This window comes from Pantoea sp. JKS000250 (assembly GCF_003201065.1).
Classification (GTDB): Bacteria; Pseudomonadota; Gammaproteobacteria; order Enterobacterales; family Enterobacteriaceae; genus Pantoea; species Pantoea vagans.
In genome coordinates this window covers 264,818-289,421 of sequence record NZ_QICZ01000002.1, presented here as the reverse complement: position 1 = coordinate 289,421, position 24,604 = coordinate 264,818, and the positions used below count along the sequence as shown (strand labels likewise).

The 24,604-nt window shown below is 55.7% G+C and carries 22 protein-coding genes; 6 read left to right on the top strand and 16 right to left on the bottom strand.

Annotated features, from left to right (window positions below; all coding sequences use genetic code 11):
- Positions 1-75: 75 nt before the first annotated feature.
- From BY447_RS21195 to BY447_RS21185, 3 genes are all read right to left on the bottom strand, one after another.
- Complete coding sequence (locus tag BY447_RS21195) at positions 76-378, bottom strand: type 1 fimbrial protein (protein ID WP_013196427.1); 303 nt, start codon at positions 376-378, stop codon at positions 76-78.
- 465 nt (positions 379-843) lie between these two features.
- Positions 844-1,263: a bleomycin resistance protein gene (locus BY447_RS21190; RefSeq protein WP_110332143.1), complete on the bottom strand. Its 420-nt coding sequence runs from the start codon at positions 1,261-1,263 to the stop codon at positions 844-846.
- Between the two features lie 20 nt (positions 1,264-1,283).
- A complete protein-coding gene (locus tag BY447_RS21185) occupies positions 1,284-2,180 on the bottom strand; it encodes a LysR family transcriptional regulator (protein ID WP_110332142.1) in 897 nt (298 codons plus the stop codon).
- A gap of 146 nt (positions 2,181-2,326) precedes the next feature.
- On the opposite strand from BY447_RS21185, the gene BY447_RS21180 reads away from it, so the two are divergent.
- Positions 2,327-3,178, top strand: coding sequence for a Vmh family MBL fold metallo-hydrolase (locus BY447_RS21180; RefSeq protein WP_110332141.1), 852 nt, complete (start codon positions 2,327-2,329; stop codon positions 3,176-3,178).
- Between the two features lie 91 nt (positions 3,179-3,269).
- Here BY447_RS21180 and BY447_RS21175 read toward each other — a convergent pair whose 3' ends face one another.
- Both BY447_RS21175 and BY447_RS21170 read right to left on the bottom strand, forming a co-directional pair.
- Positions 3,270-3,941 carry a hypothetical protein gene (locus BY447_RS21175; RefSeq protein ID WP_110332140.1) on the bottom strand — a complete coding sequence of 224 codons (672 nt, stop codon included), beginning with the start codon at positions 3,939-3,941 and terminating at the stop codon, positions 3,270-3,272.
- A gap of 214 nt (positions 3,942-4,155) precedes the next feature.
- Positions 4,156-4,470 carry a helix-turn-helix domain-containing protein gene (locus BY447_RS21170; RefSeq protein WP_013196432.1) on the bottom strand — a complete coding sequence of 105 codons (315 nt, stop codon included), beginning with the start codon at positions 4,468-4,470 and terminating at the stop codon, positions 4,156-4,158.
- Here BY447_RS21170 and BY447_RS23295 point away from each other — a divergent pair.
- Positions 4,469-4,654, top strand: coding sequence for a hypothetical protein (locus BY447_RS23295; RefSeq protein WP_158280087.1), 186 nt, complete (start codon positions 4,469-4,471; stop codon positions 4,652-4,654). The genes BY447_RS21170 and BY447_RS23295 overlap by 2 nt on opposite strands.
- On the opposite strand, the gene BY447_RS21160 is transcribed toward BY447_RS23295, so the two are convergent.
- Positions 4,647-5,552 carry a LysR family transcriptional regulator gene (locus tag BY447_RS21160; RefSeq protein ID WP_095707898.1) on the bottom strand — a complete coding sequence of 302 codons (906 nt, stop codon included), beginning with the start codon at positions 5,550-5,552 and terminating at the stop codon, positions 4,647-4,649. The two genes, BY447_RS23295 and BY447_RS21160, sit on opposite strands and share 8 nt — an antisense overlap.
- Positions 5,553-5,649: 97 nt before the next feature.
- Between BY447_RS21160 and BY447_RS21155 the strand changes: the two genes are divergently transcribed.
- A complete protein-coding gene (locus BY447_RS21155) occupies positions 5,650-6,708 on the top strand; it encodes an SDR family oxidoreductase (protein WP_110332139.1) in 1,059 nt (352 codons plus the stop codon).
- A gap of 54 nt (positions 6,709-6,762) precedes the next feature.
- Here the strand turns inward: BY447_RS21155 and rluF are convergent, their stop codons facing one another.
- Both rluF and BY447_RS21145 read right to left on the bottom strand, forming a co-directional pair.
- Complete coding sequence (gene rluF, locus BY447_RS21150; RefSeq protein WP_013196435.1) at positions 6,763-7,641, bottom strand: 23S rRNA pseudouridine(2604) synthase RluF; 879 nt, start codon at positions 7,639-7,641, stop codon at positions 6,763-6,765.
- A gap of 103 nt (positions 7,642-7,744) precedes the next feature.
- Positions 7,745-8,215 (bottom strand): GNAT family N-acetyltransferase, encoded by a 471-nt coding sequence (locus BY447_RS21145; RefSeq protein WP_013196436.1) that lies wholly within the window; start codon positions 8,213-8,215, stop codon positions 7,745-7,747.
- Between the two features lie 322 nt (positions 8,216-8,537).
- On the opposite strand from BY447_RS21145, the gene sfnG reads away from it, so the two are divergent.
- On the top strand, positions 8,538-9,626 hold the full coding sequence (gene sfnG, locus BY447_RS21140; RefSeq protein WP_110332138.1) for a dimethylsulfone monooxygenase SfnG: 1,089 nt from the start codon (positions 8,538-8,540) through the stop codon (positions 9,624-9,626).
- A gap of 129 nt (positions 9,627-9,755) precedes the next feature.
- Here sfnG and BY447_RS21135 read toward each other — a convergent pair whose 3' ends face one another.
- Positions 9,756-11,729 carry an autotransporter outer membrane beta-barrel domain-containing protein gene (locus tag BY447_RS21135; protein WP_110332137.1) on the bottom strand — a complete coding sequence of 658 codons (1,974 nt, stop codon included), beginning with the start codon at positions 11,727-11,729 and terminating at the stop codon, positions 9,756-9,758.
- Positions 11,730-11,923: 194 nt separating this feature from the next.
- Positions 11,924-12,814 (bottom strand): MurR/RpiR family transcriptional regulator, encoded by an 891-nt coding sequence (locus BY447_RS21130; protein WP_110332136.1) that lies wholly within the window; start codon positions 12,812-12,814, stop codon positions 11,924-11,926.
- Positions 12,815-13,230: 416 nt separating this feature from the next.
- Between BY447_RS21130 and BY447_RS21125 the strand changes: the two genes are divergently transcribed.
- Positions 13,231-15,351, top strand: a complete 2,121-nt coding sequence (locus BY447_RS21125; RefSeq protein ID WP_110332135.1) for a TonB-dependent siderophore receptor — start codon at positions 13,231-13,233, stop codon at positions 15,349-15,351.
- A gap of 34 nt (positions 15,352-15,385) precedes the next feature.
- Positions 15,386-16,480, top strand: a complete 1,095-nt coding sequence (locus tag BY447_RS21120; RefSeq protein ID WP_110332290.1) for an ABC transporter substrate-binding protein — start codon at positions 15,386-15,388, stop codon at positions 16,478-16,480.
- On the opposite strand, the gene BY447_RS21115 is transcribed toward BY447_RS21120, so the two are convergent.
- The 6 genes from BY447_RS21115 to BY447_RS21090 form a co-directional block, all read right to left on the bottom strand.
- The gene (locus BY447_RS21115; protein ID WP_110332134.1) at positions 16,469-17,452 is read right to left on the bottom strand and encodes an XdhC family protein; all 984 of its coding nucleotides are present in this window, start codon (positions 17,450-17,452) and stop codon (positions 16,469-16,471) included. The two genes, BY447_RS21120 and BY447_RS21115, sit on opposite strands and share 12 nt — an antisense overlap.
- The gene (locus BY447_RS21110) at positions 17,449-18,015 is read right to left on the bottom strand and encodes a nucleotidyltransferase family protein (RefSeq protein WP_110332133.1); all 567 of its coding nucleotides are present in this window, start codon (positions 18,013-18,015) and stop codon (positions 17,449-17,451) included. The genes BY447_RS21115 and BY447_RS21110 overlap by 4 nt, the downstream gene beginning before the upstream one ends.
- A gap of 94 nt (positions 18,016-18,109) precedes the next feature.
- On the bottom strand, positions 18,110-20,419 hold the full coding sequence (locus tag BY447_RS21105; RefSeq protein WP_110332132.1) for a xanthine dehydrogenase family protein molybdopterin-binding subunit: 2,310 nt from the start codon (positions 20,417-20,419) through the stop codon (positions 18,110-18,112).
- Positions 20,416-21,408 (bottom strand): FAD binding domain-containing protein, encoded by a 993-nt coding sequence (locus BY447_RS21100; RefSeq protein WP_110332131.1) that lies wholly within the window; start codon positions 21,406-21,408, stop codon positions 20,416-20,418. Before BY447_RS21100 ends, BY447_RS21105 begins: the two co-directional genes overlap by 4 nt.
- Entirely contained in the window at positions 21,405-21,869 is a 465-nt protein-coding gene (locus BY447_RS21095; protein WP_072009008.1) for a (2Fe-2S)-binding protein, read from the bottom strand. The genes BY447_RS21100 and BY447_RS21095 overlap by 4 nt, the downstream gene beginning before the upstream one ends.
- Before the next feature lie 700 nt (positions 21,870-22,569).
- Positions 22,570-24,114 (bottom strand): methyl-accepting chemotaxis protein, encoded by a 1,545-nt coding sequence (locus BY447_RS21090; protein ID WP_110332130.1) that lies wholly within the window; start codon positions 24,112-24,114, stop codon positions 22,570-22,572.
- Positions 24,115-24,604 lie beyond the last annotated feature (490 nt).

Below are 24,604 nucleotides of genomic sequence, written 5' to 3'. Positions count from 1 at the left end.
TACTTTCAGCATAATCGTTACTAACCAAAGATTGCGCTTACGTTATCAGGTCAACAGTAAAATCAGTGGTGAGTATTACAGATAGCTGACTTCAATAATCCCTTTGCTTTTCTCAGGATTAAACCAGTGCATCTTTACTACCATGGGCAAGCCGTTCAATGACTGGGGGTTCATCATGTCAGCAGTAGTAACAACAGACTTGCCACGGGCGGGATCAAAGCAGTCAAAAACGACAGGATTCTGACCGATATTCATATTGCATGAACCATTGGTGATGGCTCCACTGAAGGAGATCGTGCCTGAATTTGAATCTGCGCTCGCTGGACCGGCCAGAGTAATCAGCAGCGTGGTAAAGCAGGTAATTAAAAGTGATTTCATTTTTCGTCCTCCAGAGTATGTGTCTCCTGTTATCGGCTCACAGACTCAAAGATTAAGTACTTAATGAGAGAATGAATGTAAATATTCAGCCGTCTGGCCCAATGAAATCCATTAAGAAGGTGCTGTTAAGAATTATCCCAATCCTGCCAGTTAAAATGAGTGTAGTGTAATGCGTGCTTTTCACTTAATTTTTTCAGTGTTCTGATCACATCGATAAAAAAATCACGAAACCGGTAAGCCAGCGGCATCACAAGTTTCTCTTTCTTTTCGTGTGAGATTCATCCTGGCGACTCATCAAGTATTACGGAAACCATTAAAGCAGAAGGGCTGGCAGCCTTTTTAAAAGACCTCATACTTATTATTTTTAAAGAATTTTTTTCGACCAGATAAAATAAAAAAGGACTGTTAAGTTAATTTATTAACGCCAGCCCCGGAATTGTAAATTTTTACAAACAACTATTCAGTTTATTCCAGATACTGACTGAACCGCAGCAGATAACCATCTGGATCCTGAACAAGGCATTCCCGCTGGCAGGCGGTCGTCTCGCCAGTGTCATAATGGTTATCCCGTAACGCCCGATAGAGCGGAACAGCGTGCTGCTGTAAACGCGCCATTACCGCCTCAATGTCATCCACTTCGATCTGGAAATTAATGCCCCGCCCCAGCGGCCAGCGCAGATCGGCGGTGTTCCAGCCCTGCGGATGGAACTGCTCAATCATCAATTGCGCCTGGCCATAGCAAAGGTAAGCAAAGTCAGGCTTCTGACGCTGGATCCTCACCTCAAAGCCCAGCACCACCGTGTAAAAACGCAGCGACGCGGCAAAGTCAGTGACGGTAAGTTCTGGCACCATGCTATTCCAGTACAGGTTTTGATTCTCGTCCATAAAGCGTCCATTTTTGTCAGTTACGATCGCGGCTCATCCCCGGCTCGCATACTGTTCTGCAGCTCATCCAGCATCAGACGCAGCGCAGCAGACTGATGCTCGCGCGACAGGTAAAGCCCCCAGATGCCAATGCGCTGCGGCTCATAATCAGGCAATAATTCCACCAGTTTTCCCGCTTTAAGCGCATGGCGTGCCTCCCGTTCAGGCACCATCGCTATCCCGCAATCTGCAATCGCTGCGTCACATAGCAGTGACGAGATGCCCGCACTGAAATTTCCTTTAACGGCGACAGCGATTTTGCCGCCATCAGCCGCCGTGAAATGCCAGCTCTGTCCGGCAAAACGACTGTAGTAGAGGCAGTTGTGCTGCGCCAGATCGCCAGGCGTTTGCGGGATGCCTCGCTTCTGCAGATAGCCGGGTGAGGCGCACAGTACCGAGTGACATTCACCGAGACGGCGTGCGATTGCCCCCGGCTCTGGCGCATCGGTGATACGGATGGCGAGATCGATGCGCTCGCTGATCAGGCTTACCGGCTGATTGTTAATATCCAGTTCAATGCGCAGTGCCGGATAACGGGCAAGAAAATCGGGCACGACCGGGCCGACAAGATGAAGCGCCGTAAAATGGGCACAGGCGATGCGTAACGTTCCGGCCGGAACACCCTGGGTGGTTTCCTGCTGGATCGCATCTGACAGCAGGGCCAGCTGGCGGGTCTTTTGCAGAATTGCCTCACCGGCAGGCGTCAGGGTCAGCCGGCGCGATGAGCGATGCAGCAGACGCGTTCCCGCCCACTTTTCCATCTCTTCCAGATAACGGCTGACCATCGGCCGTGAGATCCCCAGCGCCCGCGAAGCAGCACTCAGGCTGCCCAGCTCACATATCCGGTTAAAAACGGCAGCTGCCGTCACTCTGTCCATCCCGCTCACCTGTTCGGATTATGAAACTCAGCATCTCTGATTGCGGGAATTCTAACAGATAGCCAGATGGGTAGAATAGCGCTACTGATTCTGAACATCGCCCGATACACCTGCCTGAGTCGGGCATTTATCTCTGAGGAATATTCATGAAAACGATTCTGTTACCTGTGATGCTCGTTCTGGCTTCGGCCTCTGCCAGCGCGGCCACGCTGCAACTGGAAACCTATAATTCGCAGGAAAAGGGGATTTTTGCCGTCTCCTCAACCCTGGTCTCTGGGCCAACCGAAGCGATTCTGTTTGATGCACAGTTCAGCACTCAGGATGGTGAGAAACTGGTGGAGATGATTAAAAAGAGCGGTAAAAAGCTGAAGGAGATTGTGATCACCTCTGGCGATCCCGATTTCTACTTCGGTCTGGAGCCGATTGTTAAAGCCTGGCCGGACGTCAAGGTCGTTGCCGCACCTGCCGTAGTGAAGCATATCCAGCAGACACATGACGCCAAGCTGAAATACTGGGGCCCTCAGATGAAACAGGGCGCACCGGATAAGGTCTTTGTACCAGAAGTTACGCATCAGACCCGCTTCAGCGTGGATGGCGAGGCGCTGGAACTGCGTCATCCTGATCAATATGCTGCATATATCTGGATCCCCTCAGTGAGCACCATTCTGGGCGGTACAGCCCTTTCCTCAGGCATCCACGTCTGGACGGCTGACACTCAGACCGTTAAGAGCCGCAGTGAGTGGCGCCATATTCTCACAGAGATGCAGACGCTCAACGCGAAAAACGTTATTCCGGGCCACTATCTGGGTGCGCGTCCAGCCGGTTCAGAGGCTGTGGATTTCACCCTGAATTATCTGAAGAGTTTTGAAGCGGCGCTGTCAGAACACAAAACCTCAGCAGCGGTGATTGCTGCCATGAACACCGCCTGGCCAAAACTGGCTGAGCCAGCTTCACTGGAACTCAGCGCGAAAGTGAATACCGGCGAGATGAAGTGGTAAACCTGCAGAGAGGTCCGCTAACGGCACGGTGAGCTGGGTTCAGCGATCATTCTGTGCGGATGCCAGTGACTGAGAGCAAAATGACCGGGCGCTATCTTTTCGCCAGATAGCGCCTGTCGTCACGCGCCTGCAACCGAGCCTCTGCCGGTGTGGGAAAGATATAGTGAAACAGGTCGCGGTAAAAACTCAGGTGCTTCATTAATCCATCCTGAATGGATTTACGGATGTCTTTAATCAGGAATTCCTGAGTGGTATTAAAGTTAGCCATACTGAAAAAGGTTTTGTCGTAGACGTTGACCACCCCTTCCCATTTCATCACCTGCTCTTCCGGAGACAGGCCTTCCGAGGCGACAAACATCCCCTTATGGGATTTCACTCCCTGTTTACTGACATAGGTGGTTAAGGCGTCATAGCCGCGCTTGTTGCGCCAGCGACAGAATTCATAGGGCACATCGTAATGCGGCAGTACAAAGTCCGGGCTGCGAAAATGTTCATCGCCGATCAATCCATCCAGGGTGACCCTGAAATGCAGGAAGTCCTGCAGGAAGTCGAACTGACGGGTTTTGGTCAGCGTGACATTAATGGTGTAGTGACCAGCCTGCACATACCAGTAATTGGTAAAGCCGGTCACCAGAATACAGAACGCCTGCCAGTCACTGAGTCTTCTGTCGCCCGCCAGCCCCCTGAAACGGCTGATCATCATCCGTGATTTAGGATGCTGATACGCTTTCAGCAGCGGATCGTTCATACCTTTCAGTAACATCAGGCACACTCCTTGATAGATTGCGCTTATCCTGCCACGCCCTTATCAGGGTGAAAAGTGTCGTTGTTCTGAATGTGAGCCCTTTAAAATCTCGCTTGAGGCGGGAAATGCACTGTCTGATTAGGCGAAAATGAGGGCTGTGCTAACCTGCCGGGGTCACGGATGTCGGGCGCAGCCGTAAAAGAATGTGCTGCCCGCCATCCGGACGGGCATATCAGAGTTGCGCGAGCGTCTTTAACGTTTCAGGGTTCTGCTGCACCATGCGAATTAATAATACAGCCTGGGCGTTAGGTCTGGCTCTGCCCTGCTCCCAGTTCTGCCAGGTCGTCTCGCCAGTGTGGAGATAATGGGCGAAAACGGCCTGGGAGAGGTTGAGTTTTTCGCGTACGTCGCGCAACTCCTGCGGCGCAATAGTGACAGGAGCACGCTTCGTGACCTTATGCCGTTTAAGTGTGATTTTGCCCTCCTGATGATCCTTAAGCTCCTGCATACCCGTCATCAGTTCACTGAAAATATCGCATTCAGTCATGTCTCAACCCTTTTTTGATCACATTCAGCGCGGTCGCCAGGGCATCACGCTGCTGCTTCGTAAGATCGTCGTGTTGGTCTTTATCGTAGATGGTAAACAGGATGAATTGGCCTTGTTCGTCCGTCCAGTAATAGATAATCCTGATGCCACCTCTGGCACCCTTGTGTCGGCGCTCATCAACTGATATTTCTCCTGGTTCCCTGCTCCACCACCTCACTCAACCGCCCGACCAGCTTACGGACCTTATCAGGAATAAAACGGGCATCCGGGAACACGGCATAGAGATAACGATCGGGCAGTCGCCAGTCAGGTAACACCCGCACCAGTCGGCCGGAGGCCAGCGCGTCTGCGCCAGGCAGCGTCTGTAAGCCGCCAATGCCGAGGCCTGCTTCAAGAGCCTGCATCAAGGCATCGCTGTTATTAGACCGAAACACACTTTCCACCGGAACAGAAACCCTCATGCTCTCAGAGACCAGCTGCAGCGGCGCATCAGTCGCTATACCGCTAAAACGTATATGTGGATGGCGCATAAGGTCATCGGGTGTCTGCAGTGTGCCGTTGCGCGCTATCCACTCAGGGGAAGCCACCAGCACGGTTTCAACCGTGGCGAGTGAACGGGCAGCCAGCATGGCGGGTGGCGACTCGCTGAGACGGATCGCCACATCAACGCCCTCCGCAACGAGGTCAGACAGGCGATCCTCCAGCGCAATATTCAGACGCAGCGCGGGATGCGCCTGCTGGAAGGCGATCAGATGCGGCATCAGCCGCTGCCCGATGCCGGTCGGCAACTGAACATGCAGTCTGCCGTGAAGCGGCTGCGAGCCGGGCCGTAATTGCTGCTCCAGTTCCTCCATCGCACCAAGCACTTGCCTGACCTGCTGCAGATAATGGAGCCCCTGCGCCGTCAGCGCCATTTTTCGCGTGGTGCGGTGCAGCAGTACCACGCCCAGCACCTCCTCCAGCGCGGCAATCTGCTGGCTCACCGCGGACTGCTTCATGCCGTTTTGCCGGGCCGCCGCCGAAAACGATCCCGCTTCCGCGACCCGGATGAAGGTCTGAATCGCAGTCAGTTTGTTCTGCATTTATTGATTTTCCTGATAAGTGATATCCGGTTCCGGGGATTTAATCAGAATTTAACGCAGGTGAGAATGCGGCTTCTTTCTTAACCGGATAGCGATCATGAAAACAACACAGGGCAAAAAAGTTGCGCTGGTAGCGGGTGCCAGTGGAATTGTGGGTCAGCAACTGACTCAGGCGCTGGTCGCAGACCAGTGGCAGGTAATCGCGCTGACCCATCGCTCAGGTTCTGCTACAGGCGGCACAGAGGCTGTTGCGGTCGATCTGCGCGATCGGCTGCAGAGCCAGCAACGGCTGGCATCACTCACCGACGTTACGCATATCTTCTACAGCGCCTGGCTCAATGCTGCTGACTGGACGGCGATGGTCGGACCCAATCTCACCATGTTGCAGAATCTGGTTCAGGTCATGGAGGATGTCGCCCCGCTTGAGCATGTCAGTCTGATGCAGGGATACAAGGTGTATGGCGCACATCTGGGCCGATTCAAAACCCCGGCGCGGGAAAGCGATCCTGGCGTGCCGGGGGCCGAGTTCAACGCCGCACAGCTGAACTGGCTGAGCGCACACCAGCAGGGTAAAGCCTGGCACTGGGGTGCGCCGCGCCCTGGCGTCGTTGGCAGTGATCGGCATGGCAACAGCATGAATCTGGCGCTGAGTCTGGCGCTCTATGCATCGATCTGTCGCGCGGCTCGGCTCCCTCTGCGCTTCCCGGGTTCGCCGGAAACCTGGCAGAGCATGGTCGATTTTACCGATGCTGAACTGCTGGCCGATGCCACCCTCTGGACTTCGCGCAGCGCTAACGCGCGTAATCAGGCGTTCAATATTAACAATGGTGACCTCTGGCGCTGGAGTGAGCTGTGGCCGGTGATTGCAGCGTGGTTTGAACTGGAGATTGCCCCGCCGGTTTCGCTGTCATTCCGGCAGATGTTTCAGGATTATCGTGCGCTGTGGCGGCAAATCGCCGAGGAGCATGCCTTAATTGAAGCGGATATTCTGGCACTCAGTGACGGTGCTTTCGCTGATTTTATTTTCGGCTGGAATTACGACATGTTTGGCGACGGCAGCAAACTGCGGCGGGCAGGCTTTCACGGTTATCGCGCGACGGATGAGATGTTCTGCGATCTGTTTGCCCGCTTTCGGGCGGCACGCGTTATTCCGTGATGCGTCCGTGAAAGCGCAGAGAGCGAGAATATCGCTCTCTGCATCGGGCTGGGTTTAGCGCCCTTTCTTCTTCCGTCCAGGCTGGACAAAGCGCTTGCGCGAGGCGCCAGCCGCATCCGCTTTCTCAGCCGGTTTCGCGGCACTTTTCTGCGGTTTCTTAGCGGCAACTGCTTTAGCCGGAGCTTTGGCTTTCTTCGCGGGTTTATCTTCTGAAGAGGAGTTCTCGAGCAGTTTAAACAGCTCAACGAGTTCGTCGTCGGTGAGGTCGCGCCATTCGCCCAGCGGCAAACCCTTAAGATTGACGTTCATGATGCGGGTGCGCTCAAGCTTCGTCACTTCAAAGCCGAAATGCTTACACATGCGACGGATCTGGCGATTCAGACCCTGAACCAGCGTAATACGGAAGACAAATGGCGCTTCCTTTTTTACTTTGCACTTTTTGGTCACCGTGCCCAGCATCGGCACGCCTGCGCTCATCCCGGCAATAAATTCATCGGTGATAGGCTTGTCGACGGTAACAACATACTCTTTTTCATGATTGTTACCGGCGCGCAGGATTTTGTTGACCAGGTCGCCGTGGTTGGTCAGGAAAATCAGGCCCTGAGAGTCTTTATCAAGGCGGCCAATCGGAAAGACGCGCTTGCTGTGATTGACGAAGTCGCTGATGTTATCGCGCTCGCCCTCTTCCATGGTGGTGATGATCCCCACCGGCTTATTCAGGGCAATCAGCACCAGGTCGTCTTCATCGCGCGGTTCAATCAGCTGACCATTCACCTTCACCACATCACCTGCAAATACCTGCGCGCCCACAGAGGCGCGTTTGCCGTTAATGAAAACGTTGCCCTGCTCGATGTAACGATCGGCGTCACGACGGGAGCAGATACCGCTCTCGCTGATGTATTTATTAAGACGTGTTGATGAGCCAGTCAGCATGATTCCTCCAAAAAACGCGGACTATACCTTACCGGCGGGGGCTTGCGAAGTCTTTGCACGGTAAACTTTCGCCCCATTTCGCCAACCTTGCGGCAGCGGGCATTCATAGCCCAATCGCCATCTCAATACAGCGCAACGCGCAGCCCGCCAGCTTTGATGGATAGAGACTTTCTCCCAGCGCGCGGAAGCCATGCTGCTCATAGAAGCTCACGGCGTTCGGCGTCGATGCAAGGGTCAACTGACGGTAGCCACGCTGCCGCGCCTCCGCTTTAATGGTATCAATGATCAGGCCAGCCATTCCCTGTCCGGTGAAATCGGGCAGCGTAAAAATGGCTTCGACACTGGCGGCGGCGAGATCCAGCGATCCGGTAGCGACCGGCACACCGGCCGGGCCATCAATCACGAAAAAAGGATTAACGCGGATCATCGCGGGAAAGCTGGCAGGCATGCGGTCCGGCGTCCAGGCGGCAATCACATCGGGTGGATAGACCTGCTCACAGCCGTGACGAATGGCCTGATTTCGGATGTTCCATAAAGTATGCGCCTCTTCAGGCGATGCCTGTCTGACTATCATGCTCCCCTCCGGCTGTGATCGCGTCGCGCGTCGCTACGTTATCACAGCACGTCCCGCAGAACTGACATTCTCGCCCTGTTACCGTCAATAGCGTGATGGCAGGCATTCAACGTTCAACGATCCGTTCAGGCATCGCTGCTGCATTGGCAACCCGTTTGTCTCAGCCGTGCCGCATTTGCAACACATCTGGCTCGCCTCAAACTATTTACTCTTTTAAAAACAGTCTCTTATTTTATGGCACGGTTACTGCTTAGTTTCCCTTTATATCGGAAAGTTTGGAAAAAATGAGCGCCCCATTAATTCAGCTATATAAGGAGAGACTATGTCCGCTTCACAGCCTTTACAGTTCGCCTACTGGGTTCCGAATGTTTCAGGCGGATTGGTGATCAGTCAGATAGAGCAGCGAACCCGCTGGGATGCTGGCTACAACCGTAAACTGGCGCAGATCGCCGAACAGGCGGGTTTTGATTATGCGCTGACGCAGATCCGGTTTACTGCCGGGTATGGCGCAGACAATCAGCATGAATCCGTCACCTTCTCACAGGATCTGCTCAGTCACACCTCGAAGTTAAAAGTGATCGCCGCGCTGCTGCCTGGCCCGTGGAATCCGGTATTAGCGGCAAAGCAGATCGCTACCATCAGCCATCTCTATGGGCCACGTATCGCCGTTAACATCGTCAGCGGCTGGTTCCGGGGTGAATTCAAAGCGATTGGTGAACCCTGGCTCGATCATGAAGAGCGCTATCTGCGTTCTGAAGAGTTTATTCGCTGCCTGCAAGGCATCTGGCGCGAAGAGAATTTTACTTTTGCGGGTGATTTTTATCGTTTTCGCGAATACGCCATGAAACCAAAGCCGTTGTCTCCATTACCGGAAATTTTCCAGGGCGGCAGCTCACGTGCGGCGCGCGACATGGCTTCCCGGGTGTCAGACTGGTATTTCACTAATGGAAATACGCCGGACGGCGTTCGTCTGCAGATTGCGGATATCCGTGAAAAAGCGACACGCAATCAGCATCAGGTCAGAATCGGACTGAATGGATTTGTGATTGCGCGGGAGAGTGAACAGCAGGCGCAGGCGGTGCTTCAGGAGATCATCAGCAAAGCCAACCCGGATGCGGTGAAAGGCTTCCAGCATGAGGTCAAAAATGCAGGCAGTGCTTCACCCGAAGGTGAAGGCAACTGGGCGAAATCGTCGTTTGAAGATCTGGTGCAGTACAACGACGGCTTCAAAACCAATCTGATTGGCACCCCCCAGCAGATTGCTGAACGGATCATCGAACTTAAGCAGGCCGGAGTCGATCTGCTGCTGCTGGCGTTTCTGCACTTTCACGAAGAGGTGGAATTCTTTGGCCGCGAAGTGATACCGCGCGTTCGTGAGCTGGAGGCGCAGGCGGCACTGACCGAAGCGTGAAAACCGCACGTCAGAGCGAGTTTAACGCTCTGCCGCCGCGGCGTAATGAATTACACGCAGTGTCGTCTGCCGCACCGTTTCAGACAGCGGCAGACGATCTCTGCACGGCCTTTTGATACCGCTTAACATTTAAAAACGGGCGTTAAGCCCGACGTTCCATGTCACCTGGTGATAGTCGCTGTTACCTGTCACCGCTGAAACGCCGGCAAACGCGTTCACCGATGTGCCAATGGGTATGCTTGCACCCAGAGCCATGTTGATCCAGCTATCATCCCGTGAGCCGCTGCTGCGGGTAAAGGCGGTGCGGGTCGATTTCAGTCCGGCGGTAACAGCAGAGTCGCTGTCGCCGAACTGATGGTTGTAACTGACCTGCGCCCAGGGATTGATCACTAAATCTTTGCTGTCGATACGCCAGCCCACTGACCCGATTTGAGAATGCAGCGTCTGGTCGCCAAAGCGCATTGAGGTACTGCTGTTACCCTCTTCTCTGTATCCATCAACCTGGGTGTAGTCAAGCGCATAGCTGGCCATCGGGCCGGTGGAGACATAGCGGCCCAGCGGTAGATCCCAGCCGGTCTGCACCCGCATTCCCAGCACCTTGCCGTCGCTGCTGCCCTTCTCCGTGCGGGTCGCCGGTCCCAGTCTGACCTTACGCTCAATATCATCAAAGTTAAGATCGGCGTAATGGGCATCTGCATTAATCCATCCCCGATCCAGATAATTTAACTGGCTCCACAGCGCCACCAGATTGCCGCGTAAACGGTAATCAAAGCGCGACGAGGGATCCTGTCGTTGCGAGGTGGTGGAGAGCATGGCGCCGGCCTGCCAGTGATCGGTCAGCTGATAGCCCACACCCACGGTGCCGGTGGCGCTGGTGGCATCGCCATCCAGCAGGCTGTCGCCGCGGAAATCTCGCTGCTGTCCGGCATAGCCACCGAAAACCGTAAACTCTCCAGCGCTGGCGGGCTGCTGACGCTGCTGTTGCAGATGGCCATCCAGCGTATTCTGCGCATCACCCACCAGCATCGACGGTGCCTGACTCAGCGCGGCCACCTGCAGCGGCGCATTCAGTACTGACTGAATATAATCGGCGATCAGCGCATGCACTGCCGGGCTGGGATGCAGCCGGTCGGCGAACAGATATTGCTGTGACTGCGAAAATCCTGGCGTCGAGGAGGTGCAGTCCATGGATGAGACGCCGGGCGGACAGGCCATGCCCGCCGTGTTGCTGAGTCCATACAGGCGCGGGTTATCAATCACCTCATTAAACAGGCCATTAATATCCACCCGCGCGATGTTACCGCGTGCCGCCACCAGGCCCTGTTCCTCCGCCTGGTTGTAACGATCGGTGAGCGCCGCCGCCTCCTGACTCAGCAAGTGCCAGGCGGCAATCAGCTGTTGAGCAAGGGCATCGCGGATCAGCGGAATCGAAGAGACCTGACCAGCGGCCTCGTTAAGCGCGGTTTCAATCGCCTGTTCTCTGGCGGCACGATCTGGCGTGGTGGTGGCGCTCAGCGACTGAAACAGTGCCGCCGTGGCAGGCTGCGCGGCCGGACCCAGCACCTGCAGAATCGCCTGAAGCAGCGCGGGCGTCGCCCCGACATTTGGCACCGTAGGCACAATCACCGTGCCGGCCCCGGCATCCAGCAACCGGCTAACCTGTGAGGCTGCGGCACTGGCACTGTTATCCACGATCTGCTGCGCAGCGAGCGGCGCAAGAGCTGCCGCCGCTAAGTCATTGCCGCCAATCCAGTGAATATAGAGTCCGTCCGGATCGGCGCGTCCGTCGCGCGCCGCCAGGTAACGATCAAGCTGATCCTGGCTATTAAATAACGGATTGATCGCGGGCACTGCGACGGCACCGCCCTCGGCATAGTTGTTACCGCCCTGGGATGAGGGGCGCAGAGTGTCACCCAGCGACTGCGCCAGGATCTCGTCATAGAGCGGATGGGTCGCACCATCATAGGTAAAACGTCCTACGTTTCCGCCATCGCTCAGACTGTCACCAAAGATGGTAAGGTCACTCCATGCCATTGCAGGCAGCGGCGACAGCAGGCTCAGGGTGGCACAGCAGAAAAGGTATTGCGCGTGAAGGGGTTTCATCAGCAGCTCCGCACAAAACAAAGTAAAGGGAGAAAAAGTAAAGCCGTACCCGGAGGCACAGCACGCTGTAAGCGTAGTCGCCCTGGTAAACGGGCTGATGAAAAGACGCGATCGCGCTCGCAAAGCGGGAAAATTTGACGTAAAGCTGAGCCGGTTTTTACCGGGAAACTCCCGTCACGGCTCAATCCTGCAGATTACTTTTTGCTGGCGGGTTTCAGCCCGCGATAGAGATCCTGTAGCCGTTTCATGGTTTTAACGGTGCGCTGCGGCAGCGTCGAAGCCACCGACAGGATTAGCATCTCCAGACAGACCATAATCGTGCCGTGCAGCGGAATGCGTCCCTTCTCGCCACCGCGAGGCACATTGATCACCACATCCGCCTCACGCGCGAAAAACGAGTCGGTGGCGTTGGTGAGCAGGATAATCGGGATATCCAGCCGTTTCGCTTCGCGCACCACGGTGGTCCCTTCACGATGCGCCGACTGCTGCGCCATCATTATCAGCACGTCGCCACGCTGCAGCGCCAGCATCTGTTCTGCCAGCGCAATGCCGGCGCGATTAAGCGAAAAAGCGGGCAGGCCGATGCGGTTCAGCAGCCGCACGCTGTAATCCGCCAGAATACCCGAGGCGTTAATGCCAAAAATAGCCACTTCCCGCGCTTCAGTCAGCAGTGCCACGGCATCTGCTACTGCCACCCGGTTCTGCGGCTGCGCCAGCACCTCACAGGCGTGTCGGTGACCCGCAAGTACGAAGTCGATGGCGCTGTTCACATCACTGGTCACCTCACTGACCGTGGTGATCATCTTATCTTCCGAGGTCAGTGAGGGACCAAACCAGGCCCTGAGCGTCTGTTTGAGATCGCGCAGTCCGCTAAATCCCAGCGCCTGAATGGCACGGATCACTGTGGCGTCAGAGGTCGCATTCGCTACGGCGATCTCCATCGCCGTACTTTCAAGCACCGTTTCACGCTGTTGATCGATATAGCGCGCCACCGCCAGCAGACGAGGCGAGAGCTGCTTTTCGCGGGCGCGCAGACGCTCTGCCACCACATCCACCCTGTTTTTAACTGGCCGGCTCTGTTTCATGCTGTTCCTGCTGCTGGGTTAAACGTTGAAAAAATGTAGTGAATGGCTGAATCCGTTTTCTTTTTCACCTGCAAAAGATGGGGATTTATGCCTCAAACGGTATTTGGCATGGAAATAAATTCAATTTATTCATTTACCTGAATCACACACGCATCTGATTATCGGTAAAAGTACATTTAGCCATAATTGTAGTGATTTATGTACAAATTATGTTTACTACTACATTACCGGATGTTTGAATGATTCTCAATTACAGATGAGAAGCATTGTCGTCCGGGTGCCGTAATGATCGCCGAGCCCTGATGCTGATCGCCTCTGTTTAAACCGCTGCATCCTGCAGAACACCTTCAGGGAAGCCCGGCGTAGTCGTCAGCCATCGGGCCTTATTAGCTTCAGAAACAGATACGAAAAGAAGAATGAAAAACAGAGACTCGCGATATCCGGCCCGGCACCCCACTCTGGTCGTGGCGATCTGTGGCAGCATGCTGTTGCCGCAGGTCAGTGCAGCAACCGACAGCGCATCAGATATGACCGTGACCGCCGATGCCAGCTCAGAGGGAAATTACAGCGCCAGCGAAACCAGCGTTGCCAGTAAAATGCCAACCGCGCGGCTCGATGAAGCACAATCGGTCAGCGTGGTGACGCAGCAGCAGCTGGAAGATTTCCAGGCCAGCTCCCTGGCGGATGCAATGCGCTTTGTCAGCGGCGTCACCGAGGCCAATACGCTGGGCGGCACCGAAGATGGCTTTGTACGACGCGGTTTTGGCAGTAATGCCGATGGGTCGGTTTATCGCGATGGCATCCGCAGCAGTCAGGGACTCAATTTTGATGCCACGACCGAACGGGTCGAGGTGCTGAAAGGCTCCTCCTCGCTGCTGTATGGCATTCAGAATCCGGGCGGCATTATCAATGTGGTCAGCAAAAAGCCACAATACAGCTGGCACTCCAGCGTTACCGGGCGTTACGCCAGTGAAGGTGGCGGTGCGGGTACGCTGGATGTCACCGGCCCGCTGGGCAATGGCTTTGCTTTCCGGCTCATCGCCGAAAAGCAGAATCAGGATTACTGGCGCAACTTCGGCAGCGAAGAGCACACGCTGCTGGCACCCTCTCTGCAATGGTTTGGCGAGCAGGCCAGCTTTCTGATCAGCTATGCCGACTACCGTTATGATATTCCCTACGATCGCGGCACGGCCTTTATCGACGGCAGGCCGATCAATATCGGCTATAAAGATCGTCTGGATGACAAAGCCAATCACGCATGGGGCCATAACAAAACGCTGAATGCCCACTATGACTGGCAGTTTAATGATGAGTGGCGGACCCGGTTCACCCTGGGCTGGAATCAGCGGCGCTATGATAACAATGAGGTGCGCGTAACGGCGGTGAATGCCAGCACGGGCGTGGTTACTCGTCGCGCCGATGCCAACCGCGGGTTTAACCACAAAACCAAATATGTGAGCTGGGATCTGCTGGGCAACCCGGAAATTCTGGGCATGCAACATGCGCTGGTGGTGGGCACCGACTATGAGATGAACCAGACTTATCGCGCCCATCAGTATCTGGGCAAGGTCAATCGCCAGTTCAGTTATTTCAATCCCGACTATGACATCCTGTCACCGGTTACAGATGACAGCACGGAAAATACCACCGGCGCGAATAACCTGAACCGTATTCATAGTCGTTCGCTTTACGCCAAAGACAGTATTTCACTCACACAGGACTGGATTCTGGTGCTGGGCGGCCGTTATCAGCATTATGAACAGCGCGCTTCCCGCGGCGTTAATCCCCAGTCAGAAATCCTGAACGATGAGGGCAATAAGTTTCTGCCACAGGCGGGGGTGATCTACAAACTCACGCCTGACCTCTCTTTCTACACCAGCGTCAGCAAATCGTTTACGCCATCTACCGATGTGGATGATAACGGTAATGTCGGCAAGCCTGAACAGGGCACGAGCTGGGAAGTCGGCAGCAAATGGCAGCTTTCGCCGAAACTGCTGGCAACAGTGGCGCTTTACCGGATTGATGAAAAGGCGATGTCGCTGAACATCAATGGCAGCACGCGGGCCATCGATAAAGCACGCTCGACCGGCGCTGAATTTGAGCTCAACGGCGAAATCGCGCCCGGCTGGGATTTGAGTGCGAACTACAGCTATGATCAGGCAGAGATCGTCAGCGATCGGGTGAATCCGGAAAACAACGGTAATCGCCTGCAGAATGCGCCGCGTCATGCCGGTGCGCTCTATCTGAGTCATGAGATGCAGATCACCAGCCTGCCCGGCGCGTTCAGGCTCGGCGGTGGCGCGCGCTACGTCGGCACCCGTGCGGGCGATCCAGATAACAGTTTCACCCTGCCCGACTATGTCGTGGCAGACAGCTTCGTGGCGTGGAACAACCGCCTGTTTGGTGAAAAAACCCAGCTGCGTCTGAATATCAATAATCTGTTTAACCAGCACTACTACAGTTTAAGCGGCGGCAACCTGCGCGTCCGTGAAGGCGAAACCCGTAATCTGATGGTACAGGCCCGTGTGGAATTTTAACTCGCTACGTTCGGTGCTGCTGACGATCGCTGTGATGCTGGTCAGCGCGGGTGCACATGCCCGTACGCTGACCGATATCACCTGTCGCCAGGTCACGATTCCCGACCATCCACAGCGCATTGTGCTGGGTGAAAGCCGGATGCTCTACAGCGTCGCACTGCTGACGCCCGGTAATCCGCTGCAGCATATTGCCGGCTGGCCGCAGGATCTGAAAAAGTACGATCCTCAGACCTGGCAGGTTTTTGCCCGCCAGTTTCCCCGGATGGAGACAATTCCGGTAGTGGGGCTGGATGGCGTTAACGATATGAATCCAGAACAGGTGATCGCGCTTAAGCCCGATGTGGTGATCCTGCCGCAGCTGGCACGTGACAGTGAAAACGGCGCCGTGCTGGAGAAGATGCTCGCTGCGGCGCATATTCCGGTGGTGAAGATCGATCTGCGGGTTAATCTGCTGAAAAACACTGAGCGCAGCATCACTTTGCTGGGTGAGGTGCTGAATCAGCCGCAGCGTGCGGCTGAGTTTAATCACTTCTACCGCAGCCACATGCAGCGCATTGCCGGTCGGCTGGCGAGTTATCACGGCCCTAAACCGTCCGTTCTGCTGCAGCTCCATCTTGGACGGCGCAGCGAATGCTGCGTCACCTCGGTGAATGGCAATCTGGGTGAGCTGCTGACATTTGCCGGTGGTGATAACATCGCAAGCCAGCAGATTAAAGGCGTGTTCGGGCGGCTGAGTGAAGAGCGCGTGATTGCTGCCCAGCCGGAGTACTACTTTGCCACCGGCAGCGGCAGCGCCGATGAGGCGGGCGCGCTGAAGCTTGGCCCCGCCGTCACCACGCTGCAGACCCGGCAGAGCCTGCTGGCACTGACCGGTCAGCAGAACGCACTGAAACAGCTAACTGCGCTACGGCAGGGTCATACCGGAGCCCTCTGGCACAATTTTTATCTCAGCCCATGGCACGTCGTAGCGACCGAGTTCTTTGCTACCACGCTCTACCCGCAGCTATTCCGCGACGTCGATCCCGAACAGACGTTACAGCAGCTGTTTCGTGATTTCCTGCCCATCCCTTATTCGGGCAGCTATCTTTATCGGCTGGCACCTGAGAAGACGGCGGGATCAGGCGGCTGAAGGCTCACTATTCTTCACGCGGACGATATCGGCCATGACCGACAGCGCAATCTCCGCCGGGGTTTTGCTGCCGATGGGCAAGCCGATGGGCGCATGGATGCGGTCCAGTTCGACCCGATCCATCCCCGCGATCTGTTGCAGACGCGCCCGTCGTTTCTCGCTGTTTTTCGCCGAACCCATGATGCCGATGTAGAACGCGGGGGTTGCAATCGCCTCCATCATCGTCAGGTCATCAATGCGCGGATCGTGAGTCAGTGCCACAATCGCCACCGCGGCGTGCGCGCCATTCAGTTCCAGCCAGCGCGCCGGATGCTGTGATACGAGCGTCACGTTGTCCGCGTCGCTGAAATGGCTCTCCAGCTCCGTCCGCATTTCCGGTCGGTGCTCACAGACCCGTACGTGAAACCCCAGCATCTGACCCAGCCGGATGCACTCATGTGCCACGCTGGAGTAGCCTGCGATCAGCAGTTCCGGTATCGCGCCAACCGGCAGTAACATCTGCTGCTCGTTGGCATCCAGTGCGGGCAGTCTCCTGTCGGCGGCAATCGCCTCCCACTGCGCGCGCTCGCCCGGCCGTATCATTTTTACCAGCGGCTGTTGCCCGCTCAGCGCGCGCTGCATCGCCGTCAGCAGCGCCAGCGTGACGTCATCAGGCGGCAGAAACTCGATGACGATTTCCAGACTGCCGCCGCACGGCAGGCTGACGTCAGGACGCATCCCGCCCTCGCCGTAGCGTACCCGCTGACTGCTGGCGCGATACGCCCCTGCCGCCAGCTGCGCCAGAAAGTCCTCTTCGATGCAACCGCCTGACAGCGATCCGCAATACGCGCCGGCTTCGTTAACTGTCATGAGGGTCCCGGGTGCGCGCGGCGAAGAGCCATAGGTGCGCAGCACCGTACAGAGCCAGACCTGCTGGCCCGCCTGGCAACTGCTCAGTGCCGCATTAATCACGCGTTGATCCAGCGTTATCATGAAAATTCCTTAATCAGCTGCAGATCGGCAGGAAAATCGATATCACAGAGGCAGCCGCGATCGTGAAGCGGCAGCCGGACAGCCTGTGACTTCACGATTGTCTGGGGTCCGGCATCGCCCTGTAACGTGCTCAGCACTGGAAAATAGTGATTCTGAAAGCCCACCGGATGGCCCGGTTTGCCCTCAATGACTGGCCTGACGATCGGCGAATCTGCCAGCGCGACACTGACGGCGCGGTAACTTTCAGGCGTCACAAACGGCATATCGCCCAGCGCAATCAGCCAGCCGTCGTAGTCATGACTGGCGTTAACGCCCGCTGCGATGGACTCGCCCAGCCCGCCGCTGTCGCACAGCACGACCGTCGCCCGCGAGCAGAGCGACTGGATTGCCAGGGCGTCGGGACGGGTCACCACGAACAGGTCAAGCCCACTGGCAGCGGCCTGATCCAGCGTGCGCTGCAATACCGCTTTGCCTTCAAGATCAGCCAGCAGCTTATGCCCGCCCGCCTGCTGGCGAAAACGTTGACTCAGCCCGGCGGCCAGTACAATCAGCGCAATCCTCACTCTCTTTCTCCGCTTGGCGTGAAAAACGGGCGCTGGCTTAGCCCGCGCCCGCATAACTACCGTCCGGCCTGCTGGCAGCAGGTCAGGAACCGGTTCAGATAAGCTTGTCGAGCGTAATCGGCAGATCGCGTACGCGCTTGCCGGTGGCATGGAAGACTGCATTACTGATCGCTGCCGCAACACCGACGATACCCAGTTCACCCACCGGTTTACCGCCCATGGTGGTCGCCTCAAAATCGGGCTCGCCTACGTTGATGGTAGTAATGCTCGGGATGTCGCCATTCACCGGCACTAAGTAATCTGCGAGGTTATTGTTGATTACCCGACCGTTACGCGGATCGATGATGCCCTCCTCCATCAGCGCCTGACCCACTCCCATGATCATGCCGCCAATCCACTGGCTGCGCGCCAGTTTCGGGTTATAGAGACGACCGCTGTCGAGCGCGGCCACCATCCGTTTAACCCGGATGGTACCGAAGTCTTCATCGACCCGGACCTCAACAAACTGCGCACTCCAGCTGTGGGCAGAGAATTTTTCGGGGCGGGTACCGTCATTAAGATTACGCACCATCTTGTCGCGTTCGCTTTCTGACATATCTTCCGGGAAGGTGCCGCCTTTCACCGTCAGACTCTCTGCCGGGGCCAGCGTCGCCAGCTGAGCAAAGGAAACGGCGAGATCGCTGCGCTGATTGTGCTGCACCCCGTCGCCTTTCAGCGTGAGCTGAGACGCAGGCGTGCCTTTCAGTGGCGACTGTGGCAGTTCGCTGACCAGCTTCAGCAGCTGGTCGCGCATCCGTTTGGCCGTGTCGTTCACCGCCGCGGTCACGTTGCCTGCCAGCTGCGATCCACCCGCTACACCCGCGCGCGGCAGCGCGGTATCACCCAGCTGCACCTCAATGGTGGTAGAGGCGACGCCCAGAATATCGGCAGCGGTCTGCGCCAGAATGGTATAGGTTCCGGTGCCGATATCCGCACCGCCGCACTGCACCACAAATGTTCCCTGCGGCGTCAGGATAATTTTCGCTTCGGCAGGGAGTTTGTTGACCGGATAGGTGCCAGAGGCCATGCCCCAGCCAATCAGTTCACGCCCTTCGCGCATTGAGCGCGGCGTCATTATACGCTTGTCCCAGCCAAAGGCTTCTGCGCCTTTCTGATAGGCTTCTTTGAGACGACGAGAACTCCACGGCAGGTCGAGCTGATAATCTTTATCTGCCCAGTTGCGCAGACGCAGCTCCAGCGGATCGATGTTCAGGGCATAAGCCATCTCATCCATCGCCACTTCCAGTCCAAAGGCGCTTGGATTTTCACCTGGCGCGCGCATCCACCCTGGCGTCACGGTATTGATTGGCCTGACCTGATGCTGCGCGGAAACGTTGCCTACCGCATACATGCGGGCGGTGACTTTGCTGCAGTTCTCGGCGAAGACATCAATGAGTGACGTTTCACTGAAGCTGCGCTGGATAATTGCCTGGATTTTGCCGTCGCGGGATGCGCCCAGCTCCAGCTGCTGCGAGGTCGACGGACGCCCGCCAAGACCGGTAAAAGTCTGCGGACGAGTCAGCGACACTTTGATAGGGCGTTTCAGTGCCCGCGATGCCGCCGTCGCCAGCGCAACATGGGTGTAAGGCACCGGCTTAGAGCCAAATCCACCGCCGACATACGGCGAGATGATCCGCACGTCTTCAACCTCAATGCCCATCCACTCGGCAATCTCTACCTGCGCGCCGGCTACCCACTGGCTCGGCTCCCAGACGGTAATGCGCCCATCCTGCCACTCCGCCACACAGGCGTGCGGCTCCATCGGCATGTTGTATTCACGCGGTGTGGTGTAACGCTGGCTCAGGCGCACCTCGGCCTGCTGCATCGCCGACCGGGCATCGCCCATATCGATATCCTGCTTCGGGAGCGGTTTCGGCTCGACGCCCTCATCGGTGGCAAAAATCAGTGCATCAGACGTTTCATACTCAATCTCCACCAGCGAGGCAGCATAGGTCGCCTGCTCAAACGTCTCAGCCACCACCAGACCAATGTTCTGACCGTTGTGAATAATCACATCGTCCTGAATCGGGGTGTAGGTTGACTGCGCCGCGCCGCCATCGGCAATCGCCGTGGGTTTGTTGATCTTCAGCGTGTTCAGATGGGTATAGACCGCCAGCACGCCGGCGGCCTGCTGCGCTTTTTCCGTCGCCATGCGGCTGATGCGGCCGCTGGCAATCACAGACTGAATCACCACGCCGTAGAGTGGATTTTCCGGCTGATGTTCTAACGCATAACGGGCCTCACCGGTGACTTTTACTTTACCATCGCCACGCGAGCGGGCAGCGCCCAGGCCTTCAATCCGGGTGTCTGCCGCTGAGTTCGCGTTGATCACATCCGGACGCGCTTTGTCGTTTACTTCACTCATGCGGTTTCTCCTGCTGCCATTAGCGCGCGTGCAATCACTCGCGGCGCCAGTTTTACTTTATAGGCGTTGTGGGTCAGCGCCTGCGTCTCCTGAGTAATCCGTTCTGCCGCCTGAAACACCGTCTCTTCATCAAACGGCTGGCCTTCCAGCGCCTGCTCGACCGATCGGACGCGCCAGGGTTTAGTGGCGACGCCGCCCAGGGCGATATGCACGTCACGCATCACGCCGTTTTCCAGCGTGAAGCCTGCGGCCGCGCTGGCTGCTGCAAACTCATAGGAGCTGCGGTCGCGGACTTTGAGGTAGTGTGAGTGCCGGAGTGACTCAGTTTGCGGCACTTCAATGCCCACAATGATCTCGTCATCGCGCAGATCGTGCTCACGATCAGGCGTCTCACCCGGCAGCAGGAAGAAGTCATCAATTGCGATGCGACGGATTTCGCCCTGCTGATTTTGCAGAACGACGATGGCGTCAAACGCCACCAGCGCAACCGCCAGATCGCCGGGATAGACGGCAATGCAGCTGTCGCTGGCACCCAGAATCGCGTGATTGCTGTTGACGCCATCCAGGGCGGCACAGCCGGAACCAGGATTGCGTTTGTTGCAGGCCGGGAACGTTGCCGGGTCACGGTAGTAGTTACAACGGGTGCGCTGACGTAAATTTCCCCCCAGCGACGCCATATTACGAATCTGCGGCGAGGCAGCCTGCCACAGGCTGCCATAGATAGCAGGCGCCCTCTGCTGGCAGGTGGGATGATCGGCCAGCTGGCTCATGGTGACCAGTGCACCAGCGATGATCTTATCGTCATCAAACTGCAGGTTTTTCAGCGCCGTTAAGCCGCTGATGCTAATTAATTGCGGTGGCGTGAAGACACCACACTTCATCAGATCGAGCTGCGTCGTGCCGCCCGCCAGCAACTGACTGCCCGACTGCTGTTTCAGAGTGGCGGCCTCTTCAGGTGACTGCGCAACTTTCCAACTGAATTCATTCATGCGGACTCCTTCGCCATCTCAGCAGCGGCCTGTTTAATCGCATCGACGATGTGCGGATACGCGCCGCAACGGCAGAGATTGCCGCTCATGTATTCACGGATCTCATCGTCGGAACCGGCATGACCCTCTTTGATGCAGGCGACGGCGGACATAATCTGACCCGGCGTGCAATAACCGCACTGGAAGGCATCATTCTCCATAAAGCAGCGCTGCACCGGATGCAGTTCACCCTCGGTGGAGGCCAGCCCTTCAATACTGGTGACGTCAGCGCCATCCGCCTGGGCCGCCAGCGTCAGGCAGCTCAGCACCCGCTGACCATTTATCAGCACGGTGCAGGCACCGCATTGTCCCTGATCGCACCCTTTTTTGGTGCCGGTCAGGTTAAGATGCTCACGCAGCGCATCCAGCAGAGTGACTCGCGGATCGACCTGCATCTGCTGCGACTGACCATTGACCTGCATTGTTAGCGATATTTTTTCCGACATTGTCTGCTTCCCATTGTTGGGGGCTAAAAGATGAAATTTTTATAGGTTTAGTTCTGACGGGAGTGAAATCGGGGAAAATCGTGATAACCCTAATCTTTACGCGCGTATCTCTGTCTTAAGGTTTAGCAGCTTTTTAGCAATCTGGCGGGCATGTCGGGAAAAAGTCAGCGTTATCTGAGGAAAAAAAGGAATGTAAAGCGCTATATACTATATAACATAACGATTACATATTATTGATTTTAGTGGATATATTTCCGGATCTTTCCAGCCAGTATCGCTTACAGGATTGATGCAGCCGCCTCACTAATTTTTCCACAAATTGCAGCCGCGACACTCGCACGGGAGCAAAGCCTGCTGTCATAATCTGACCGGACGCAAGTCAGTACCTCAATCAGCAGATGTCATTGCAGACCAGGTTGCACAGTTCAGACTAATGAACGTTAAGTTTGCACGGCTGACTATACGTGGGACCAGGAGTCAACAGGGGTATCTTTACTCTCCCCCTGTTCCCATTCATGCTCTTTTTTCTGTCGTCAGAAAGTGAAAACGAATGATGTCTGAGCGCTGGGTGACAAACAGGTGCCTGTCACCCATCCTCATCTGCCGGAAAAGCAGACCTTCGGAAGTGTGAATACTGGCGGCACCTCCAGCAAGTGAACGCCGCCACCAGAGGTCATCACACCTGAAACGCGGCCACCATGCCTCGAAGCGCGTGCGCCTGTTCAGAGAGCGACTGAGAAGCTGAAGACGACTCTTCCACCAGCGCGGCGTTATTCTGCGTCACGCTGTCCATTTGCGTCACGGCGACACTGACCTGAGATATGCCCTGCATCTGCTCTGATGAGGCAAGGGAAATGGTATCCATCGACACAGCCAGTTCATTCACCATGCCAACAATTTTCATAATGCTGTCGCCAGTTGACGAGGCGACCGTGACGCCGCTTTCCACCTGGGTTACCGCTTCTTCAATAAGCAGTTTTATATCGCGGGCCGCAGAGGCACTGCGCTGCGCCAGTGTCCTGACCTCACCCGCCACAACAGCAAAGCCGCGTCCTTCTTCTCCTGCTCGTGCCGCCTCAACCGCTGCGTTCAGCGCCAGAATGTTAGTCTGAAACGCAATACTTTCAATCACAGAGGTAATGTCCCGGACTTTAGTCGCGCTCATTGATATGGCTTGCATCGTCTCTGCCATACGCTTGACATCCGTTTCCCCGGCGTGGGTAAGGCGCGCAGTTTCACGGGCCGAGTTGGCGGTCTCCTGTGCCCCGCTTGCATTGCTTTTTACGGTAGCGGTGAGCTGTTCCATGCTTGCCGCCGTTTCCTGCAGGGCCGCAGCCTGCTGTTCGGTTCGGGAGGAGAGTTCTGTATTACCCTGCGAGATTTCATCTGCGGCCAGTGCAACGGATGCAGAGGTATCTCTGATATTTGCCACCATGCTGCGCAGGTTGGCCTGCATAACATCCAGCGAAGCCAGCAGGCTGGAAGTATCGTTATGCCGTAACATGACAGGCGATGTCAGGTTACCCGACGCAATCGCCGCAGCCAGCGCCTGTGCCTGTGCGGGCTCTCCGCCCAGCTGACGCATGAGCGTCCGGATGATGGAATAACAGGCTGCGATAGCGATGAGGAAAGAAATCAATACCATCACCGACATCAGCGTAGCCGTTTGCGAAGCTGCTGCCCTGGCATCCAGAACGGTTTTCCTGCTTACCTGCATCTGAATAGTCGAAAGCCGATCGAGGGCATTCAGCATTGTTCGCTGTCCTGGCCTTACGGTTTTTAGCAGGTAATCAACGGTTTCGGACTGAGGTGCCTCCATCGCTTTCCTGCCCGCCGTCATGAGCAGACTCAGTGCGGATTCATCCGTGGAGGTCAGATTTTCCAGCGCACTTTTACCTTCCGCTGAGACGTTTTGCGACATACTGGCCGTCAGCTTGTCCCTGTTCTGGATGTAGATGGCTTTCTGAGCGACCATTCTGTCCCATTCAGGCTGTCTGTCATGCGGTTCATTCAGTAATGCAATATTCCTGACTGCGACCGCCATGTCTCTGGCCGCATTTCGCATGTTCTGAATCAGCTCATAGCGGTAAATTTTATTATTTACAGCGTTTTCCATATCGTCCCTGGCCTGCCAGAGTGCATGAAGTGCCGTCCCGGTGCAGAGAAGAAAAAGGATGATCAGCAGGCTATACCCTGCGACAAGACGCGTGGCTATTTTCATATTATTTTCCGTTATATTTTTGAGATTGCTATGTTGCTCTGGTGTTAAAAAATGAGGTTGAATAAAAAATCATGCAAAACTTTTTCTGGTAGCGCCATTAATAACGGCGCGACAGAAAATATATATAGACGATGGGAGAGGAAACTAAGGAATCAAAAAGAGAGGAACACGCCTGTAAAAACACAAGTCATTGATAATTAGTAATTAAAATAATATCCATCAGCAGACTAATTAGTGTTAAAAAACATTTCACGCTACAAATTATTTCTAAGCGTATTTTTCAATCCGGCTGCATGCATTGCCGGAATCATAAATTTCTAAGGGAGTGCGCTATTTTTTTGTTTCACATAACCATCCTGAATCTGTGCTGATACCAGGATCAATCATTATTAAGAGATTAAATTATCCGCTCCGATCACAGAGCGGATATCACTACCAGAAGTGACATGATGCGTCATTCGCCGGTTAAAGCATCACCTTTCAGGCATGA

Coding starts and splice junctions, on each gene's coding strand:
- BY447_RS21195 (WP_013196427.1), bottom strand. CDS start 378: ATGAAATCACTTTTAATTACCTGCTTTACCACGCTGCTGATTACTCTG.
- BY447_RS21190 (WP_110332143.1), bottom strand. CDS start 1,263: ATGGACGAGAATCAAAACCTGTACTGGAATAGCATGGTGCCAGAACTT.
- BY447_RS21185 (WP_110332142.1), bottom strand. CDS start 2,180: ATGGACAGAGTGACGGCAGCTGCCGTTTTTAACCGGATATGTGAGCTG.
- BY447_RS21180 (WP_110332141.1), top strand. CDS start 2,327: ATGAAAACGATTCTGTTACCTGTGATGCTCGTTCTGGCTTCGGCCTCT.
- BY447_RS21175 (WP_110332140.1), bottom strand. CDS start 3,941: ATGTTACTGAAAGGTATGAACGATCCGCTGCTGAAAGCGTATCAGCAT.
- BY447_RS23295 (WP_158280087.1), top strand. CDS start 4,469: ATGTCTCAACCCTTTTTTGATCACATTCAGCGCGGTCGCCAGGGCATC.
- BY447_RS21170 (WP_013196432.1), bottom strand. CDS start 4,470: ATGACTGAATGCGATATTTTCAGTGAACTGATGACGGGTATGCAGGAG.
- BY447_RS21160 (WP_095707898.1), bottom strand. CDS start 5,552: ATGCAGAACAAACTGACTGCGATTCAGACCTTCATCCGGGTCGCGGAA.
- BY447_RS21155 (WP_110332139.1), top strand. CDS start 5,650: ATGAAAACAACACAGGGCAAAAAAGTTGCGCTGGTAGCGGGTGCCAGT.
- rluF (WP_013196435.1), bottom strand. CDS start 7,641: ATGCTGACTGGCTCATCAACACGTCTTAATAAATACATCAGCGAGAGC.
- BY447_RS21145 (WP_013196436.1), bottom strand. CDS start 8,215: ATGATAGTCAGACAGGCATCGCCTGAAGAGGCGCATACTTTATGGAAC.
- sfnG (WP_110332138.1), top strand. CDS start 8,538: ATGTCCGCTTCACAGCCTTTACAGTTCGCCTACTGGGTTCCGAATGTT.
- BY447_RS21135 (WP_110332137.1), bottom strand. CDS start 11,729: ATGAAACCCCTTCACGCGCAATACCTTTTCTGCTGTGCCACCCTGAGC.
- BY447_RS21130 (WP_110332136.1), bottom strand. CDS start 12,814: ATGAAACAGAGCCGGCCAGTTAAAAACAGGGTGGATGTGGTGGCAGAG.
- BY447_RS21125 (WP_110332135.1), top strand. CDS start 13,231: ATGAAAAACAGAGACTCGCGATATCCGGCCCGGCACCCCACTCTGGTC.
- BY447_RS21120 (WP_110332290.1), top strand. CDS start 15,386: ATGCTGGTCAGCGCGGGTGCACATGCCCGTACGCTGACCGATATCACC.
- BY447_RS21115 (WP_110332134.1), bottom strand. CDS start 17,452: ATGATAACGCTGGATCAACGCGTGATTAATGCGGCACTGAGCAGTTGC.
- BY447_RS21105 (WP_110332132.1), bottom strand. CDS start 20,419: ATGAGTGAAGTAAACGACAAAGCGCGTCCGGATGTGATCAACGCGAAC.
- BY447_RS21100 (WP_110332131.1), bottom strand. CDS start 21,408: ATGAATGAATTCAGTTGGAAAGTTGCGCAGTCACCTGAAGAGGCCGCC.
- BY447_RS21095 (WP_072009008.1), bottom strand. CDS start 21,869: ATGCAGGTCAATGGTCAGTCGCAGCAGATGCAGGTCGATCCGCGAGTC.
- BY447_RS21090 (WP_110332130.1), bottom strand. CDS start 24,114: ATGAAAATAGCCACGCGTCTTGTCGCAGGGTATAGCCTGCTGATCATC.